The following is an 18,467-nucleotide window of genomic DNA, read 5'->3' as shown; positions in this document are numbered from 1 at the left end:
GCGCGCCGGTGCGCTAAAATCCTCCCTTCATACAACGAACACCCGTCCCATCCCATGCTCGACATTCAGCTGCTGCGCAAAGACCTCGACGGCGTCGCCAGGCGCCTCGCCGACCGCGGCTATACCTTCGACGCGGCGGCGTTCACCGCGCTCGAAGCGGAACGCCGCGACACCCAGACCCGTACCGAAGAAATGCAGGCGCGCCGCAACAGCCTGTCGAAGCAGATCGGCGCGATGAAAGGGCGGGGCGAGGACACCTCGGCGGTGATGGCCGAAGTCGGCGGCATCGGCGACGAGATGAAGGCGTCGGCGGCCAGGCTCGACGATATCCAGAAGCGTCTGTCCGACCTGCTGCAAGGCGTGCCGAACCTCGCGCATGAAAGCGTGCCGGTCGGCGACGACGAAGCCGGCAATGTCGAAGTGCGCCGCTGGGGCACGCCGCGCCAGTTCGACTTCGAGGTGAAGGATCACGTCGATGTCGGCACGCCGCTCGGACTCGACTTCGAAACCGGCGCGAAGCTGTCGGGCGCGCGTTTCACGCTGCTGCGCGGACAGATCGCGCGGCTGCATCGCGCGCTCGCGCAGTTCATGATCGACACGCATACGCAGCAGCACGGCTATACCGAGGTGTACACGCCGTACATCGTGAATCCTGAGATTCTGTACGGCACCGGCCAGTTGCCGAAATTCGCCGACGACATGTTCCGCGTCGAGAAGGGCGGTGACGAGAACACGGTCACGCAGTACCTGATCTCCACGTCGGAGATTTCGCTGACCAACACGGTGCGCGACAGCATCGTCGAAGCCGACGCGCTGCCGATCAAGCTGACCGCGCATTCGCCGTGCTTCCGCTCGGAAGCGGGCTCGTATGGGCGCGACACGCGTGGCCTGATCCGCCAGCATCAGTTCGACAAGGTCGAGATGGTGCAGATCGTCGCGCCGGAAGCGTCGTATGACGCGCTGGAGCAGATGGTCGGCCACGCCGAGGCGATTTTGCAGAAGCTGGAGCTGCCGTATCGCGTGATCACGTTGTGCACGGGCGATATGGGCTTCTCGGCTGCGAAGACCTATGACCTGGAAGTGTGGGTGCCGGCGCAGAACACCTATCGCGAGATTTCGAGCTGCTCGAACACGGAGTCGTTCCAGGCGCGCCGGATGCAGGCCCGTTATCGCAATGCGCAAGGCAAGCCGGAGCTGGTGCACACGCTGAACGGTTCGGGTCTGGCGGTGGGTCGCACGCTCGTGGCTGTGCTGGAGAACTTCCAGAACGCCGACGGTTCGGTGACGGTGCCGGCGGCGCTGCGGCCTTACCTCGGCGGCGTGGAGCGGCTGGAAGTGAAGGCGGGCTGAACGCTCGCCGGCTGCCAGGTCCCTCTGAAAATTTTTTGATGAGGGGCTTGGAAATCCGATTTAGCTGTTCTATAATCTTTCTCTCCCAAGCAACGACCCGCTTGGTTCTGACAGAGCAGCTTCATTGCTGCGAGTTGGAAAACACGGAAAGGTGGCAGAGTGGTCGAATGCGCTGGACTCGAAATCCAGTGTACCTTTAGGGGTACCGTGAGTTCGAATCTCACCCTTTCCGCCAAATTTAAAACCCCCGCAAAGCGAAAGTTTTGCGGGGGTTTTGCTTTTGCGGCGGCGAATCATCGCGTGGTTTTCGGCAAGGTCGCTGCGGTCGGTATAGCAGTTCGATTCACCGATGCGATTCGACTGTCATCACCCGGTGGCATGCAACGATGCGCGAGAAATTGCCAGCAGCATCGATATCGTCGACTCGATCAGGCATGCATGCATGTAAGCGTCATCCACGCCAATCCACCTCTGCATCCATTCCCGCCCCCGCTGCGTAAATCCCCTCAAGGACGCGCAACCCCGCCGCATCAGACCTCGCTAACCAGGTAAGAGCGCGCGCGTCCCTCGATCAGGACACGCGCCATGACCCCTCCCGCACCGACGACCTCATCGCTGCCCTGCGGCTCTCGGATCGCGGTCGTCGGCGCGGGCATCTCGGGTTTGGCGAGCGCGTATCTGCTGGCGCGTCAATGCCGCGTCACGCTGTTCGAATCGGCCGACTATGCGGGCCGGCCACACCCACACCGTCGACGTCACGTTCGACGGCCACACGCATCCGGTCGACACCGGCTTCCTCGTGTTCAACGACCGCACGTATCCGAACCTGATCGCGCTGTTCAGCGAACTCGGCATCCAGTCGCATCCGAGCGAAATGAGCTTCTCGGTCTCGCTCGACAATGGCTGTCTGGAATGGGCCGGCACCACAGTCTGAACACGGTCTTCGCGCAGCGTCGCAATCTGTTTTCGCCGACCTTCATCGGTATGCTGCGCGACATCAGGCGGTTCAATCGGGGCGCCGAGCAGAACCTCGAAATCGCGACGCGCACGCGCGCGTCGATGGGCGAACTGCTGACGGCCGGCGACTACGGCGGCGCGTTCCAGCGGCACTATCTGCTGCCGATGGCCGCCGCAATCTGGTCGAGCGCCACCGCCGACATCCTCGCATTCCAGGCCACCACCTTCCTGCGCTTCTGTCTGAATCACGCGTTGCTGCAGGTGAACCGCCGGCCGCAGTGGCGCACCGTGAGCGGCGGCGGACGGGAGTACGTGGCGCGCATCATGAGCACGCTCGATGACGTTCGCATCGGCATTCCCGTGCGAGGCGTGCGGCGCTCGGCCGATGGCATCGACGTCTATACCGGCGACGGCGTCGAGCGCTTCGACGCGCTGGTGCTCGCCACCCACGGGCCGACCACCTTGCGCCTGGTCGAAGACGCCGATCAGGACGAGCGCAGCGTGTTGGGCGCGGTGCGTTATCAGCCGAATCTCGCCGTGCTGCATACCGATACGACGCTGCTGCCGCGTCGTCAGCGTGTGTGGTCGGCGTGGAACTATCTCGGCACGCGCGGCCGCGACGGTTCGCATCCGGTCTGCGTCAGCTATCTGGTCAATCAGTTGCAGCCGCTGCCATTCAACACGCCGCTCGTCGTCACGTTCAATCCCGTGACATCGCCTGCGCCCGGCACTGAGTCGCGCCGCTTTCACTACGACCATCCGCAGTTCGATCTCGCCGCGATCGATGCACAGCATCGCTTGCCGTCATTGCAAGGCAAGCGCCGCACATGGTTCGCGGGCGCGTGGACGGGCTACGGCTTTCACGAGGACGGTCTGAAACCGACACTGCGTGTCGCTGCGGATTTCAACGCATTGCCGGATTGGGCCGGGCTATGAAGTCCATCACTCGCGCGAAGCCTGTGAGCAGCGTTGCAACGAGCATCACAGCAAACGTCACGGCAAACGTCACAGCGGACCTCGCCCCCTCGGCCTGGCTGCTGACAAGCCACGTGATGCACGAGCTTCTGCGGCCGAAGCCGCATCGCTTCACGTACCCAGTGTTCTATGTGCGATGCGATCTGGACCGGCTGGCGTCGCTGGATCGCGGCTGGTTCGGCATCGACCGTTGGCGGCCGCTCAGCCTGCATCGACGCGACCACGGTCCGCGCGACGGCAGCGATCTGGCCGCATGGATGCGCGCGCAACTCTCGGCGGCAGGCATCGAGGAAGCGGGCGGCCGCATCTGGCTACCGGCTTTTCCGCGCGTGTTCGGCTACGCGTTTAACCCGGTCAGCTTCTGGTTCTGTCACGACCGCGACGGCCAGTTGCGCGCGCTGCTCGCCGAAGTGCGCAACACCTTCGGCGAGCGCCACCGCTATCTGCTCAGCGCGCCACGCAACGTGCCGATCACCGCCGACACACAGCTCATGTGTCGGAAAGTGCTGCATGTATCGCCGTTTTGCCGCGTGGAAGGCGGCTATACGTTCCGCGTCAGGGAAGGCCTGGGCAGAGCGGCCGTGTCGATCGATGACCATGACGCCGACGGTCTGTTGATCCGCACAGCGTTGGGCGGCCGCCTTGAGCCGCTGACACGCGCGAGCGCATGCGCCGCGCTGATGCGTCAGCCGCTCCTGACAGCCGGTGTCATCGTGCGAATTCACTGGCAGGCGCTGCGCCTCGCTTTGAAGAATGCGCCGTTCTACGGCAAGCATCCCGCGCCGGCACGCACCGCCGACGCTTGCATCGACCAACCCGCAGCCGGGCAAACGTCTGCCGCCGCGCAGTCCGTCTGTTTCTGTCCTTGCTCGAACGGATTCAGGCCGGGCATCTGGTCCTCGTCACGCCCGACGGCCAGCAGCGCGTGTTCGGCGATCCGCACGCGGCGCCGGGTGCGCGTCTGGAGTTGCATGACTGGCGCGCGTGCGGCGCGATCCTGCGCAAAGGCGATATCGGTTTCGCGGACGCGTGGCGCGCGTTCTGGGTCGACACGCCCGATCTCGTCGCGCTGTTGCACGTCGCGATCCGCAATGAGCGCGGGTTGCAACGCACGGTGTCCGGCGGCTGGCTCGCGCGGCTCTGGTACGGCTTGCGTCACCGGTTGCGAGCCAACACGCGCTCGGGCAGCCGGCGCAATATTCACGCGCACTACGACATCGGCAATGCGTTCTACGCGCGCTGGCTGGACCCTGGCTTCACCTATTCGGGCGCGGTGTTCGACGGCGACTTCCAGCGATCGCTCGAAGATGCACAGCATGCGAAGTATCGACGCATCCTCGATACCCTCGGTTTGCGCGCGGGCATGCGCGTGCTGGAGATAGGCTGCGGATGGGGCGGCTTCGCGATGCACGCTGCGCGCCAGGGCATCCATGTGCATGGCGTGACGATCTCGCCGGCGCAGCTCGAATACGCTCGGGCGCGCGTGCGCTTTGGTGCAGACCATCACGGATCGACGACTCGCACTTCGCCGCTTATCGCGCGACGAGCGACTTCATTCGCGAGTGCATTTTTCCGGGCGGCATGCTGCCGAGTCCGCAGCGTTTTGCCGCTGCCGCGCAGGGCGGCAAGCTGGTGGCGCACAGGTCGCTTGTGTTCGGCCGCGACTACGCGGAGACCTTGCGTCGTTGGCGGTCCGCTTTCGAAATGCAGATCGAGCCGATCCGTGCGCAGGGCTTCGACGAGATTTTCGTGCGCACGTGGCGGCTGTATCTGGCGTACTGCGAAGCGGGCTTCGACGAAGGACGCACGGACGTGATGCAGTTCGTTCTGGCGAAGGCCGACTGAGATGCCAACCGAGAAGCGCGTCCTCGCGGCGCCGACGGATCAGCAGCCAGCGTTCGCGCACGCCTTTACGCAAATCGCGGACTTGAACGAGCTTCCGTTGTTATGAGAAAGGCCGCGTGTTCCGGGAAGAACAAGCGCGAGCGCAACGCCTTCACGAAGCCAACGAAGCAAATCCGTGAGCGGCGGCGAACCGGCTTGCAAGCCATCAAAAGTGGTTTCCTCGTGCGCCGGCAACACGCCCCGACATGCAGCGCGTCGCACTTTCCAACCCCGGCCCAGCGTCTAATAAAATCACGCTGCGACTCCGTTCAGCCCGTTTTGCCCGGGTCCCGTGGCGATCCTCTGTACAATTGGTCGGGTGATCGCCGGTGTGAGCGTGATTTGCCGGGCCGCTCGCGGCGGCTCGGCATGCGCTGAACATCGAACCCCATCCGACCCACATCGACTGAATTCATGGCCATTACCTACAAGTCCCCCGACGACATCGCCAAGCTGCGCATTTCCGGCCGCCTCGCGGCCGACGTGCTGGCAATGATCGGCGAGCACGTCAAGGCCGGCGTTTCCACCGAAGAGCTCGACGCGCTGTGCAACGACTACATCGTCAACACGCAAAAGTCGATTCCGGCCAATGTCGGCTACCTGGGGTTTCCCAAGACGGTCTGCACGTCGGTCAACCAGGTGGTGTGCCACGGCATTCCGAATCGCAACGAAGTCCTGAAGGACGGCGACATCATCAACATCGACGTCGCGATCATCAAGGACGGCTACTTCGGCGACACCAGCCGTATGTATTGCGTGGGCCAGCCGAGCACGGTGGCGCGCCAGCTGGTCGACACGACCTACGAGGCGATGCTCGCCGGCATCCGCGAAGTGAAGCCGGGCGCGACGCTCGGCGACGTCGGCTACGCGATCCAGAAAGTGGCGCAGCGCGATGGCTTCTCGATCGTGCGCGACTACTGCGGGCACGGCATCGGCAAGGTCTATCACGAAGACCCGCAGGTGCTGCATTACGGCCAACCGGGGCAGGGCGTGCGTCTGAAGCCGGGCATGGTCTTCACGATCGAGCCCATGATCAATGCGGGCCGCGCGGGCACCACGGTGCAGCGCGACGGCTGGACCGTGGTCACCAAGGACCGCTCGCTGTCGGCGCAATGGGAGCACATGATCGCCGTGACCGACGACGGCTATGAACTGCTGACGCCGTGGCCGGACGGCACCGGCGGCTACGAAGCACCGTGAGCACATCGAGCGGGCCGAGCGCGCGCCTTGCGATACTCGCGGCGCGGCGCAGACATGCCGCCCGGTTGTGCGCGTCGCATAGCCACACTTCGTGCAGCGGTGCAATCGTGTCAATAATGATTTGACTCGCGCGCCGGTTCGGTTAAAGCTACGTCTTAGGGTTTCAAGGGGTTTTCGTCTGCATGAGTCCGTCATTGACCGTTCGCCGTATCGCCGCTGACCAGGGCGCCGTTTTTCGCGAACTCCGTACTGCGTCGTTGCGGGAGGCGCCCTATGCCTTCGGCGCGACGCTCGAGGACGCGTTGTCGGCGGATGTCGCCAGTTTCGACGCCACCGCCGCGGATCGCGCGGTGTCGGTTTCCACCAGCACCTTCATCCTGTACACCGAAGGCCATCCGGCCGGCCTGATCGAAGCGCACTTCGACGACACCGCGGCGCGCCGCGCGTTCGTCTGCGAGTTGTGGGTGGCGCCGGCCGTGCGTCATCTGCGTGGCGGCGAACTGCTGGTCGACACGGCCGGGAGCTGGCTAGCCGCTGAAGGCGCCACGGAAATCTTCGCGTGGGTCGCCGACGCCAACCGCAATGCGATGCGCTTTTACGAGGCGCTCGGTTTCAATCAGACCGGCGAGCATCGCCGCGTCGCACGTGCGCCCGAGCAGATCGAAAGTCTGCTGGTGCGCCACGTGCCGGGCACGTCCCAGGTGTCCCAGCAGTGATCTCGCGAGCGGCGCAACAGCGTGCCGCTCGATTCCCCTGCGCGTCTGTTCCGCGATCTTGCTCGAGCGATCGAGCGCGGTCATCGGCGGCTGCGTGGTCTGAATGGCGCGGGCCTGGCCGCGCCGCAATCGAGGTGGCTCACTGTTCCGGCAAAAAAGCTCGCCGCGCGCGTGGACGCCTGTAAAATACGCAAAATTTTTTGCCGAACGCTATGTCGCCCAAGAAATCACCCTTTTTCGAACTGCGCAGCGGCGCTGTCGATACGCTGCTGTTCGTGGTCAAGACAACCGACCTCGACGCCATGCGTGCCGAGCTGACGCGGCGCTTCGAGGCGACCCCTGAATTCTTCGCTAACGACGTCGTCGCAATCGACGTGCGCCGCCTCGCCGCAAACGAGCGCGTGCCGCTTGGCGACATCGCGCAACTGCTCGACAGCGTGCGCATGCGGCCCGTCGGCGTGGTGGCCAACGCGCAGCAGACGTGGGCGGCTGAATCGGCATTGCCGCTGCTCGAAGCGCGCGATCGTCGCGGCGCTGCATCGAAGGCGGCCGATGAGGACAGCGCCAATGCGGACGCGCAAGCCGTCAACGGCCCGAGCGCGGACACGGCAGCCGCCGCACCACCTGCAGCCGCCGTCACGCCGGCCGCGGCCGCCGCAGTCGAGCCCACTCCCGCCGCTGAGCCCGTGCGCCTCGCCACCTCGTCGCAAACGATGGTGGTCGACAAGCCGCTGCGCTCCGGCCAGCGCATCTACGCGAAGGGCGATCTGGTCGTGCTCGGTCTCGTGAGCTACGGCGCGGAAGTGATCGCGGAAGGCAACATCCATATTTACGCGCCGTTGCGCGGCCGGGCATTGGCCGGCGTGCAGGGCAATCACGACGCGCGTATTTTCTGCACGTGTCTCGAACCGGAACTGATCTCGATCGCGGGCATCTATCGAACGACCGAGAACCCGCTGCCGTCCGACGTGCTCGGCAAGCCGGTGCAGATCTGGCTCGAAGAAGAAAAGCTGATGATCGAACCGCTGCGGCTCACCTGAGCGCCAGGAAACGGGCGCTGCGCTGAACGAATCTCGCGCGCGGCGTTTCACGGCAAATATGGCCGCACATAATTGATGAATTTGACGAACACAAGGTAAGGGTAATGGCAAAAATCATTGTGGTGACTTCGGGCAAGGGTGGCGTGGGTAAGACGACCACGAGCGCGAGTTTTGCATCGGCCCTCGCACTGCGTGGCAGCAAGACCGCCGTGATCGACTTCGACGTCGGCCTGCGTAACCTCGACCTCATCATGGGCTGCGAGCGCCGGGTGGTGTACGACCTGATCAACGTGATCCAGGGCGAAGCCAATCTGAACCAGGCGCTGATCAAGGACAAGAAGTGCGAGAACCTCTTTATCCTCCCGGCGTCGCAGACGCGCGATAAGGACGCGCTGACGATGGAAGGCGTCGAGAAGGTCATCAACGATCTGATCGCAATGGACTTCGAATACATCGTCTGCGATTCGCCGGCCGGCATCGAGTCGGGCGCGCTGCTCGCGATGCACTTCGCCGACGAAGCGCTGATCGTGACCAACCCGGAAGTGTCGTCGGTGCGCGACTCGGATCGCATTCTCGGCATCCTGTCGTCGAAGACCAAGCGCGCGATCGAAAGCAGGGAGCCGATCAAGGAACACCTGCTGATTACCCGCTACAACCCGAAGCGCGTCAGCGAAGGCGAAATGCTGTCGCTCACCGACATCCAGGAAATTCTGCGCATCGATCTGATCGGCGTGATTCCGGAATCGGAAGCGGTGCTGCACGCGTCGAACCAGGGTCTGCCCGCCGTGCATCTGGACGGCACCGACGTGGCCGAAGCCTATAAGGATGTCGTGTCGCGTTTCCTCGGCGAGCAGAAGTCGCTTCGCTTTACCGATTACCAGAAGCCCGGGCTGCTGCAGCGCCTCTTCGGCACCAAGTAAGGGGAGCGCACGTAATGTCGATTCTTTCGTTTTTGCTGGGCGAGAAGAAGAAGTCCGCGTCGGTAGCGAAGGAACGCCTGCAGTTGATCATCGCGCACGAGCGCGCCGGCGGCCACGCGCCCGCCGATTATCTGCCTGCGTTGCAACGCGAACTGGTAGCCGTGATTTCGAAGTACGTGAAAATTTCCGATGACGATATTCGCGTGAGTCTCGAGCGTCAGGACGATCTCGAAGTGCTCGAGGTCAAGATCGAAATACCGCAGGCTTGATCGTTCAGGATCTGATCGGTTCTGCGGTTGGTTTCAGTTGATGTCGATATTCATGTTGATGTTGATGCTGATGTGCAGTGCGCCGCGCGGCGTTGCGTTCGGATAATGCGACGCCGTGGGGTGCGCGAGCGCCGAGGCGATCGTCTTTGCCGCGTGGTCTCGGGCGTGGTGTCTTCGTCGTTTCATTCCCCGTTGTTTTCTCTGCACCGACTCGCGGCCTCGTTTCACCGCGTTGCTTTCGTGTGCGCTCTCACGCGGCTTCGCGCGCGTCCCGGCCTCAAGTCGAAATAATCCGTTGCACTTCAGCCTGCGCCGTAACACGCCCGCAGTCAGCCGCTAGCAGCCCTCGCGCATTAAACGGATAACGCCGGTTTCGGTGTTCAACCAGAGAGGGCATCATGAACAAGAACTTTCGCTTGCTGCTTGCCAACACCGTATTGATCGCAGCCGGCGTCGCCGCTGCGGCATCCGCGTCGGCCGCCGAAGTGGTCGTGATCGCACCGTCCGCGCCGCCGCCCGTGCGTTACGAAGCGGTGCCCGCGCCGCGCGTCGGCTATGTGTGGGACCACGGTCACTGGCGTTGGGATCACGGCCGCTACGTGTGGGCCGCGGGGCACTGGCAGGCCGAACGAATCGGCTATCACTGGGTTCCGGGTCACTGGGTCTCGCATGGGCCGAACTATCACTGGGTCCAGGGCCACTGGGCGTAACGCAACCGACGGCAGCGGCGCGTGACACGATGCGCTCGACGCCGCGCGTCGCCGTTGCCATCGCCGCTACCGGTCTCCAGCACAAGCTTCACGCGTGCGCCCGTTCGCGCGGCGTAGCGCCTGCCGATGTATTCCAGGAAACACGCCGATGAAAAAGAATCTGCTTCTGCTCGCCGCGCTCGCGGTCATGCTGGCCGGCTGCGTCGTCGTACCGGTGCGGCCGATGTATGTGCACGTGCCGCGCGTGGTCGTCTACTGACGCGGCGCTGCGGCGTCGTCATCAGCACGCGTTTCGCCGTCGACGCGTGGCGCCGCCGTTTCCGATGCCTCGACGTCGGACACCTCAGGCGCCTCGACTTCAGGCACTTCAGGCACCGGCGCGGGCGCCGGTTTCGGCAGCGGCGCCATATAGCGCTGCGCCAGCGACTCGTACAGCGGCGGCGCGAAGAAACGCGACACGCGGCTCGAGATCAACGCGGTGGCCATCAGCGAAATCACCAGCGCATGGCCGTCGATCATCTCCATCACGATCACGAACGACGTGATCGGCGACTGCGTGACAGCGGCCAGATAGCCGACCATCGCAAGCGCGATCAGCATCGGCAATTGCATCGAATCGAACACCATGTGCAGCAGATTGCCGAAGCCCGCGCCGATCGACAGCGACGGCGCGAAGATGCCGCCCGGAATGCCGGGCAGGTATGAGCCGACCATCGCGATCATCTTCAGGAACGGATAGAACATCGACAACTGCTCATGGCCGTCGAGCAGTCCGCGTGCTTCCGCATAGCCGCTGCCGAACGTCGTGCCGCCCGAAATCAGCCCGACCACCGCGATCGTGAAACCGCACAACGCGGCGAACACGACCGGCCGCTCGCCATGCAGTTGACGCAGCGGCGCAGGAATCCAGCGCGCGGTATTCAGCAGCAGCCAGGCGAACACGCCGCCCGCTATGCCGGTGACGACTGCCGTGAGCAGCACCGCGAGCGCGAGCAGGTCGGGAAAGTGCACGCCGATCTGGATCGTGCCGAAGTAGGTGTAGTTACCGTTCAGCCCGAGCGCGATCACGCCCGCGATGATGATCGCGGTGATCAGCACGCCGCTCGCGCGCGCCTCGAAACTGCGCGTCAGTTCTTCGATCGCGAACACGATTCCGGCGAGCGGCGTATTGAACGCGGCGGACAAGCCGGCGGCCGCGCCGGCCAGCACGAGCTGCCGTTCGATCAGTGCGTTCGAGCGTGGGTAGAGCCTGCGCAGATTGAACATCAGCGCCGCGCCGACCTGCACGGTCGGTCCTTCGCGGCCGATGGTGAAGCCGCCCAGTATCCCCAGAAACGACACCGCGATCTTGCCGAACAGAATCCGGAACGACAACAACCGCGCACCGTATTCGCCTGGTTTCGAATGGAGCGTGGCGATCACCTGCGGAATGCCGCTGCCCTCGGCGCCGCGAAAGAAGGTGCGCGTGAGCCACACGGCGAGCGCTGCGACCGCGGGCGTGACGAACAACGGCGCCCATACGAACCGGTGCTGCAGGGTGCGGAACTCGGCGTAGCCCCAGTCGATCAAGCGCGCATACAGCACCGCGCCCAGGCCGACCGCGATCGCGCCGAGCCAGAAGATGCCGTACTGCCGCCAAAGGCGTCTCGCGCGACGCGTGATTGCGGAAGAACCTAGGGAGAACGGCCGGGACATAGGCGTGTGTGCTGGCGCAAAGGGTGAAGTATAAAGCGCGCAGCACCGGCTAACCGGTGTGAAAGCTTTGTGAAATGTCGCATAATCGCAGGAGATCAGCGGCGGCATGTAATGCGCCGTATTGAGATTGCGCTGCCCGTGCCGGCACGGAATATTACAATTGTCGGCTAAAATTGCGTGTTCTTCGAACAACTCACAGGTCATTGATGAAGCGAGTCCTTATCGTCAAGGTCACTTCGCTCGGCGACATCGTGCAGGCGCTGCCGGTCGTCGCCGATATCAAGCGCGCGTTTCCGGGCGTGCAGGTGGATTGGGCGGCCGACGAAGCATTCGCCGAACTGGTGCATTGGAGCGAAAGCGTCGACCGCGTGCTGTGCGCGCCGCTGCGGCGCTTCAAGAAGGCACGCCGCTGGGGCGATCTGAAGGCGATCTGGGCGTCCATCGCCGATTTGCGGGCGTATCGCTACGACTTCATTATCGACATTCACGGCGTCTACAAGAGCGCGATCATCGCGTTCCTCGCGCGCTCGTCACGGCGCATCGGCTACCAGTCCCAGGATTTGGGGGAGCGGGGCGCCGCATTCGCGTACACCGGGCGGTTCGGCCCGCGTCCGCAAGGCAATGCGTGGCATGGCATGCGGATCAGCGCAGGCGAGGCGCTCGGCTACGAGGTCGAAGGGCCGCCCATTTACAACCTGCGTCTGCCCGAGCCGGTGCGCGAGCCGTTCGAGTCCGGGAGCGCGCCGGTCGCGGCATTCTTTCACGCCACCTCCAAAGACGACAAGAAGTGGCCGCTCACTCATTGGGTGGCGGTGGGTCGCGAGCTGGCCGAGCGGGGCTTTCGCGTGGTCTTGCCGTGGGGTTCCGCCGGCGAGCGCGCCGAAGCGGAGCAGATCGCCGCGCAGGTGCCGAACTCGACCGTGCTGCCGAAGATGAGCGTGACCGAGATCGCACAGATGATCGACGCATGCTCGCTGGTGGTCGGCACCGATACCGGCTTCGTCCATCTTGCCCACGCGTTGCAGAAGCGCACCGTGATGATCTTCATGGCGACGTCGCCGTCGCATTGCGGCGTCGAATCGCCGTACCGCTCGATCTCGGTCGGCGACGGCCAGTCGGTGCCGCCGATCAGCGCCACGCTTGCGGCGATCAACTACGTGCTCAGCGAGCCGCTGGAGTCGGCCGCGCGGCAACGCTCGACCGTCGGCTGAGCGTTGCTCTTCGCGCTGTCGCGCAATCGTTTGCTCAAAAAGAAAAGAGGCGTGACGCGTAGATCGCCCGGTCAAATGAGCGCTGCCACGTAACGCCTCCGAAAGCGCCCGTGTCGGGGAACAGCGGGCGGAGAGGAAATCGTTTGTTGCGAAGAACGGTGCTCGGCGAAGCGACCTGCCGCGGATGCCCGCTCCGTGTCAAAGCCAACGGCCATATATGGTCGCCGGATTCAACGATTCTTCATCCCACAGGCGAGACGCGCAAATGCGTGATCGCGCCGTTCGGGCCGCGCCGATAACCCCACTAAGCACCAGCGCGAGGTTCGCTGCGCGCATTACACGCCTGTTAAATCTGTCGCTTTTCGTTGAGCGCGCCGTTACATTCACGCGCCGTCTTCACACGAATCACGGCCTCGGCGCCGCTCGAATCCGCTACTCACGCGCAGCGCCCGAGCCGTGTACACCGCGCCAGCAAGGCATGCGCCGCATGGGCGCGTTGAAAGCAGTATAGGCGGTGTTTTCCGCCGATGTGAACGCATCGCCCAAAGCCTTTCGATTCGGTGGTTTTCATCCACCGTCGATGTAACACCTTGGTGATCTTCCCTTACAAATGGCAACGTTCGTGCGAGGGCTTGTCGTGTTCAATCGGGTCATTCGGGGTTTGGCTCGAATGAATCTGACTCGATGGAGAACAATATGAAACGCTTGATTCTGACTCTCGCCGCCGGCACGCTCCTCGCAACCGCACTCGGCGGCTGCATCGTCGCTCCGGCGCCTGGCTACTACGGCGGCGGCTACTATCATCACGGCGGCTATTACTACCGCTAAGACCCGCTGAAGCCGTTCAAGCCACCAGCATCTCGAACGCGACTACCGCGGCAATGGCAGCCGCGTTCGCAGCCAGCGCTTCCAGCACGATGCCCTTCCAGCTCGCCGGACGAAAGCGCAATGCCAGCAGCAAGGCGCCCAGCAGCGCCAGCGCGATGATCATCACGATGTCCGCGTTATGAAGATGAACGTTCATCCGAACCTCCCTGCTTGCCTTAGGGTTATTGGAATCGAGTATAGGCAAGTCAAAAAGGCGCGCAATACCAGGGGATTAACGTAGGCATGCTGGATAGGCAGCGAGCAAGGAGGCGTCCCGCCGATGCCGCCACGGCGCGCAATGGATGCGCCGGGGGCATCGGGTCGGGCGCAGGGGGCGACGATCAGCGCTGACGATCAGCGTCGACGATCACCGCCGCAAGTCACCGCATTCAATGCGTTGCCGCGCCGCCGCATCATCGCGCCGCCGCGGCTCGCATCGTCACATCAAGCGCGCGTCACGCGTTTCGCGCATGCACAGCACGCCGATCAGGCTCACCGCCGCGGCCACCGATACATACGCGCCCACCCACGGCAGCCCGCCGTGCGCGGCGAGCACCTGCGCGATATACGGCGCGACCGATGCGCCGAGGATCCCGCCGAGGTTATATGACACGCCCGCGCCGGTGTAACGCACGTTGGTCGGAAACAGCTCCGGCAACAGCGCGCCCATCGGCGCGAAGGTCACACCCATCAGGAACAGCTGGATCACGAGGAACAGCAGCACCCGCGGCGTTTCTCCGCTGCCGAGCAGTGGCGCCATCGTGAAGCCCGACAGGATCGCCGCGATGATGCCGACGATCAGCACCGGCTTGCGTCCGAAGCGGTCGCTCGCGCGTGCCGACAGCGGCGTGGCGAGCGCCATGAACACCACCGCGACGCACAGCAGGCCGAGGAACGTCTGCCGTGGAATGTGCAGCACGGACACGCCATACGACAGCGAGAACGTGGTCGCGTTGTAGAACAGCGTGTAGCAGACCACCATCGCGAGCGCGCCGAGCAGGGTGGGCAGCCAGTGTTGCGACAGCAGCGTGGCGATCGGCACCTTGACGCGTTCCTTACGCTCGATGGCGGCCTGGAACGCCGGCGTCTCGGCGATTTTCAGACGCACGTACAAGCCGAGCACGACCAGCACCGCGCTGACGATGAACGGCACGCGCCAGCCCCAGCTGCGGAATTGCTCGTCGCTCAACGACACGGCCAGCGCGAAGAACAATCCGTTGGACGCGAGAAAGCCGATCGACGGCCCGAGCTGCGGGAACATGCCGAACCAGCCACGCTTGCCGGCCGGCGCGTTTTCGGTGGCGAGCAGTGCCGCGCCGCCCCATTCGCCACCAAGGCCGATACCCTGGCCGAAGCGCAACACGCACAACAGGATCGGCGCGAGGCTGCCGATCGAGTCGTAGCCCGGCACGAAGCCGATCAGCGTGGTCGACAGGCCCATCACCAGCAGCGAAGCGACCAGCGTCGATTTACGGCCGATCCGATCGCCGAAGTGGCCGAACAGGAACGAGCCGATCGGCCGTGCGACGAACGCGATGCCGAACGTGACGAACGCCGACAAGGCCTGAGCCGTGGCCGAGCTATGCGGGAAAAACACCGGTCCGATGACGAGCGCCGCGGCGGTCGCGTAGACGTAGAAATCGTAGAACTCGATCGCGGTGCCGATGAAGCTCGCGAAGATGATCCGCGCGCTGCTGTTTTGCCCGCTCGTATTGGGCTGAGCCGAGGAAATCGGCGATGTGGACATGCAGGGTCTCCGTGTGTCGTAAGGCCGCCGGGCGCCGTGCGTTGAGGTCGGTCGCGCACGCCGTGGCGGCATCTTTGTTTACATTCCCACGCTCGATGCCGCTGGCGGGCTGATGTGCAGCCACGCGAGGCGCGGCGGTGCAACAGCTTGCAATGGCAGCCGGCGCGGCTCGCGCGCGAACGCGGCCATGCCGGCGGATTGTCGAACGCGGGTTGCCGGGCGAATCGCCAAGCGGGTTGGGTGACGCGTGCGGATAACAAGGTGGCGGGTCTGGCCCGCCGCGCTGGCCGTCGGGCGTGAGCCGTCAGGCGTGAGGCATCGCGCATCAAGCGGGCGGCGCTCGCGGATGGCGCGGCGGCGCTGAAATCGGCGTCGCGCCGCGCCGACGGGTATGCGGGCAGCGTGAGCCATGCCGGAAAGCTCCGGCGCGGGCAATCGAAAAATTATAGCGAGCGCGGCTATTGGGCAGCAATGGCGGCGTAACGATGGTGGCGGGCGGTGAGGCCGTTACGAGGCCTCAGTGACGCACGCGGTGCAGTCACCGGTAAGCGACGAGGCGTCTTTAGTCGATCGCTTGCGCTTGCGGCGACGCTAGTTCGCGCAACTGGAATTTGCCGTCGTCGTTGAACAGCCAGTCTTCGAACAGTTCGAGCTGGCCACGGCCATTGAGCAGCTTGCCGGGCGGCAACGGCAGCGGCGCTGCACGGCGCAGCGAGGCGAGTGCGGTGCTCTCGGCCTCGTCGTCGCCATTGGTGCGATAGACCGACGACTGCACCACGTGCCCATTACGATCCACCGTGAACGACACCACCACCAGCGAGCGCAGCATTGCCTGCGGTGTGCCGCGCAACACATAGGAAGGATTGCGTTCGACGATGCGCCTCGCGACCGCGTCGCGATACTGGTCGAGCGTCGCGCTGTTGACGGCGGCCGGCGGCGTGCTCACGACGGGCTCATGCGGCGGCAGCGTGATCGTGCAACCGGTCACCATGACGGCTAATGCCGCGGTTAGCAGCGCGCGATGCGTGCACAACGACTCTGCGCTCGCGCGCGCGGAGAAGCGTCCGGACAGGCGGAGAAGGTGGCGGTGAAGGGTGAGCATGGTCGGCGAAAAGCACGGAGGGGGCTTGCTTTGATGGTAGTAAAAAAACGCCAGGATGCAATTGGCGTTCGCCCTCAATGCGCAGCGCGAGCCGCTGTAATAGCCGGAAATATAAGCGGATTGGTCGGCGGCGCAAACACGCCTAAACTTTGATTGCCTCTTTCGAGAGGCATCGGTGGAAGTCTTTGTTTAGCCCGCTCCGTGCGGGCTTTCTTTTTTTGCGCGCTGCGTGCGCACGCTATCCAGGTCCGTCAATGAAAAAGGCGAACCCGCTGACGAGTCCGCCTTCCTTTGGCGTGTGCAATGCAAGCTTTGAGCGACGCTTACCACTTGCCGCGCCGCGTGCTGCTTTTACTGCGTTTGCCGCGCTTGCAACTTTGGTTACTTCAACGCCGCACGCGCCGCCTTCACCGCGGCGAGCACCTGCTCCGGCGCCGTGCCGCCTGGATGGTTGCGGCTCGCGACCGAACCTTCGAGCGTCAGATACGAGAACACGTCTTCGCCGATCAGATGCGCGACGTTCGGCAGCTCGCTGCGCATTTCTTCCAGCGTCAGGTCCGCCAGATCGCAGCCGCGATCCGCGCAGATGCGCACAGCGAGCGCGACCGCTTCATGCGCGTCGCGGAACGGCAGGCCGCGCTTGACCAGGTAGTCGGCCAGATCGGTGGCGGTCGAGAAGCCTTGCAGCGCGGCGTCGCGCATCGCCTGCGGCTTCACCGAAATGCCGGCGACCATCTCAGCGAAGATGCGCAGCGTATCGGCGACGGTGTCGACCGTATCGAACAGCGGTTCCTTGTCTTCCTGATTGTCCTTGTTGTACGCGAGCGGCTGGCCCTTCATCAGCGTCAGCAGCGCGATCAGATGGCCGTTCACACGACCGGTCTTGCCGCGTGCGAGTTCGGGCACGTCCGGGTTCTTCTTCTGCGGCATGATCGACGAACCGGTGCAGAAGCGGTCGGCCAGATCGATGAAGCCGACGCGCGGGCTCATCCACAGCACGAGCTCTTCGGAGAAGCGCGACACGTGCGTCATCACGAGCGCCGCCGCCGCCGTGAATTCGATCGCGAAGTCACGGTCGGACACCGCGTCGAGCGAGTTCGCGCAGATGCCGTCGAAGCCGAGCGTCTTCGCCACCGCGAGACGGTCGATCGGATAGCTGGTGCCGGCGAGCGCCGCAGCGCCCAGCGGCAGGCGATTCACGCGCTTGCGGCAATCGACCATGCGCTCGGCGTCGCGCGAAAACATTTCGACGTAGGCGAGCAGGTGATGGCCGAACGTGACCGGCTGCGCGACTTGCAGATGCGTGAAGCCGGGCATGATGGTCGACGCGTTCTGTTCCGCCATGTCGAGCAGCGCGGTGCGCAGATCCGTCAGCAGGCCGCCGATCCGGTCGATTTCGCCGCGCAGCCACAGACGGATGTCGGTCGCGACCTGGTCGTTGCGCGAGCGGCCGGTGTGCAGGCGCTTGCCGGCGTCGCCGATCAGCGCGGTCAGGCGCGCTTCGATGTTCAGATGGACGTCTTCCAGATCGAGTTGCCACTCGAACTCGCCTCGCTCGATTTCACCCTTGATCTGCGCCATGCCGCGTTCGATCGCGGCGAGGTCGTCGGCGGCGATGATCTTCTGCGCGGCCAGCATCGAGGCGTGCGCGAGCGACCCTTCGATATCGACGAGCGCCAGACGCTTGTCGAAGAAAACCGACGACGTGTAGCGTTTGACGAGCTCCGACATCGGCTCCGAGAAGCGAGCCGACCAGGCTTCGCCTTTTTTGTGCAGTTGGGACGTCATGGTGTTGGGCAGTTAAGCGGCAGTTGAGCGAGCGGT

17 protein-coding genes, 1 tRNA gene and 3 pseudogenes are annotated in these 18,467 nt (G+C 64.2%); 15 read left to right on the top strand and 6 right to left on the bottom strand.

What is annotated here, in order from left to right; all coding sequences use genetic code 11:
• The first annotated feature begins 54 nt into the window (after positions 1-54).
• The 12 genes and pseudogenes from serS (at position 55) to minE (ending at position 9,311) form a co-directional block, all read left to right on the top strand.
• Entirely contained in the window at positions 55-1,350 is a 1,296-nt protein-coding gene (gene serS / locus FVF58_RS19525) for a serine--tRNA ligase (RefSeq protein WP_149671516.1), read from the top strand.
• Positions 1,351-1,495: 145 nt separating this feature from the next.
• Positions 1,496-1,585: transfer RNA gene (locus FVF58_RS19520), tRNA-Ser, on the top strand.
• A 350-nt stretch (positions 1,586-1,935) separates the two neighbouring features.
• A pseudogene (locus FVF58_RS54765) lies at positions 1,936-2,262 on the top strand (FAD-dependent oxidoreductase); the annotation flags it as partial.
• Positions 2,263-3,243, top strand: coding sequence for an NAD(P)/FAD-dependent oxidoreductase (locus FVF58_RS19515; RefSeq protein WP_425468956.1), 981 nt, complete (start codon positions 2,263-2,265; stop codon positions 3,241-3,243).
• A 116-nt stretch (positions 3,244-3,359) separates the two neighbouring features.
• Positions 3,360-4,100, top strand: a pseudogene (locus FVF58_RS19510) (DUF1365 domain-containing protein); the annotation flags it as partial.
• 107 nt (positions 4,101-4,207) lie between these two features.
• Positions 4,208-4,855: pseudogene (locus FVF58_RS54760) on the top strand (SAM-dependent methyltransferase); the annotation flags it as partial.
• A gap of 8 nt (positions 4,856-4,863) precedes the next feature.
• Complete coding sequence (locus FVF58_RS54755; protein ID WP_425468954.1) at positions 4,864-5,127, top strand: class I SAM-dependent methyltransferase; 264 nt, start codon at positions 4,864-4,866, stop codon at positions 5,125-5,127.
• A 453-nt stretch (positions 5,128-5,580) separates the two neighbouring features.
• Positions 5,581-6,366: a type I methionyl aminopeptidase gene (gene map / locus FVF58_RS19500; RefSeq protein ID WP_149671515.1), complete on the top strand. Its 786-nt coding sequence runs from the start codon at positions 5,581-5,583 to the stop codon at positions 6,364-6,366.
• A 182-nt stretch (positions 6,367-6,548) separates the two neighbouring features.
• Entirely contained in the window at positions 6,549-7,082 is a 534-nt protein-coding gene (locus FVF58_RS19495) for a GNAT family N-acetyltransferase (protein WP_149671514.1), read from the top strand.
• A gap of 212 nt (positions 7,083-7,294) precedes the next feature.
• Positions 7,295-8,122, top strand: a complete 828-nt coding sequence (gene minC, locus FVF58_RS19490) for a septum site-determining protein MinC (protein WP_149671513.1) — start codon at positions 7,295-7,297, stop codon at positions 8,120-8,122.
• A gap of 104 nt (positions 8,123-8,226) precedes the next feature.
• Complete coding sequence (gene minD, locus FVF58_RS19485; RefSeq protein ID WP_149671512.1) at positions 8,227-9,042, top strand: septum site-determining protein MinD; 816 nt, start codon at positions 8,227-8,229, stop codon at positions 9,040-9,042.
• A gap of 14 nt (positions 9,043-9,056) precedes the next feature.
• Positions 9,057-9,311: a cell division topological specificity factor MinE gene (gene minE, locus FVF58_RS19480; protein WP_008922443.1), complete on the top strand. Its 255-nt coding sequence runs from the start codon at positions 9,057-9,059 to the stop codon at positions 9,309-9,311.
• Between the two features lie 33 nt (positions 9,312-9,344).
• On the opposite strand, the gene FVF58_RS51490 is transcribed toward minE, so the two are convergent.
• Positions 9,345-9,497, bottom strand: a complete 153-nt coding sequence (locus tag FVF58_RS51490) for a hypothetical protein (protein ID WP_188130861.1) — start codon at positions 9,495-9,497, stop codon at positions 9,345-9,347.
• A 212-nt stretch (positions 9,498-9,709) separates the two neighbouring features.
• Between FVF58_RS51490 and FVF58_RS19475 the strand changes: the two genes are divergently transcribed.
• Positions 9,710-10,021 carry a YXWGXW repeat-containing protein gene (locus tag FVF58_RS19475; RefSeq protein ID WP_149671511.1) on the top strand — a complete coding sequence of 104 codons (312 nt, stop codon included), beginning with the start codon at positions 9,710-9,712 and terminating at the stop codon, positions 10,019-10,021.
• 252 nt (positions 10,022-10,273) lie between these two features.
• Here the strand turns inward: FVF58_RS19475 and FVF58_RS19470 are convergent, their stop codons facing one another.
• The gene (locus FVF58_RS19470; RefSeq protein WP_149671510.1) at positions 10,274-11,716 is read right to left on the bottom strand and encodes a chloride channel protein; all 1,443 of its coding nucleotides are present in this window, start codon (positions 11,714-11,716) and stop codon (positions 10,274-10,276) included.
• 206 nt (positions 11,717-11,922) lie between these two features.
• Here FVF58_RS19470 and waaC point away from each other — a divergent pair, with 206 nt between their 5' ends.
• Positions 11,923-12,927 (top strand): lipopolysaccharide heptosyltransferase I, encoded by a 1,005-nt coding sequence (gene waaC, locus FVF58_RS19465; protein ID WP_149671509.1) that lies wholly within the window; start codon positions 11,923-11,925, stop codon positions 12,925-12,927.
• 696 nt (positions 12,928-13,623) lie between these two features.
• Positions 13,624-13,755 (top strand): hypothetical protein, encoded by a 132-nt coding sequence (locus FVF58_RS54205; protein WP_277873534.1) that lies wholly within the window; start codon positions 13,624-13,626, stop codon positions 13,753-13,755.
• Positions 13,756-13,771: 16 nt separating this feature from the next.
• Here the strand turns inward: FVF58_RS54205 and FVF58_RS19460 are convergent, their stop codons facing one another.
• The 4 genes from FVF58_RS19460 to argH all read right to left on the bottom strand — a co-directional run bounded on the left by FVF58_RS19460 (position 13,772) and on the right by argH (position 18,431).
• Positions 13,772-13,951 carry a hypothetical protein gene (locus FVF58_RS19460; protein WP_149671508.1) on the bottom strand — a complete coding sequence of 60 codons (180 nt, stop codon included), beginning with the start codon at positions 13,949-13,951 and terminating at the stop codon, positions 13,772-13,774.
• Positions 13,952-14,233: 282 nt separating this feature from the next.
• On the bottom strand, positions 14,234-15,541 hold the full coding sequence (locus tag FVF58_RS19455; protein ID WP_149671507.1) for an MFS transporter: 1,308 nt from the start codon (positions 15,539-15,541) through the stop codon (positions 14,234-14,236).
• Between the two features lie 562 nt (positions 15,542-16,103).
• Positions 16,104-16,532 carry an energy transducer TonB family protein gene (locus FVF58_RS19450; RefSeq protein WP_246217122.1) on the bottom strand — a complete coding sequence of 143 codons (429 nt, stop codon included), beginning with the start codon at positions 16,530-16,532 and terminating at the stop codon, positions 16,104-16,106.
• A 492-nt stretch (positions 16,533-17,024) separates the two neighbouring features.
• Complete coding sequence (argH, locus tag FVF58_RS19445) at positions 17,025-18,431, bottom strand: argininosuccinate lyase (RefSeq protein WP_149671505.1); 1,407 nt, start codon at positions 18,429-18,431, stop codon at positions 17,025-17,027.
• Positions 18,432-18,467: the final 36 nt, after the last annotated feature.

The organism is Paraburkholderia panacisoli (genome assembly GCF_008369935.1).
Lineage (GTDB): Bacteria > Pseudomonadota > Gammaproteobacteria > Burkholderiales > Burkholderiaceae > Paraburkholderia > Paraburkholderia panacisoli.
The sequence above is the reverse complement of the archived record's forward strand: the minus strand, read 5'-3'. Positions and strand labels throughout refer to the sequence as shown.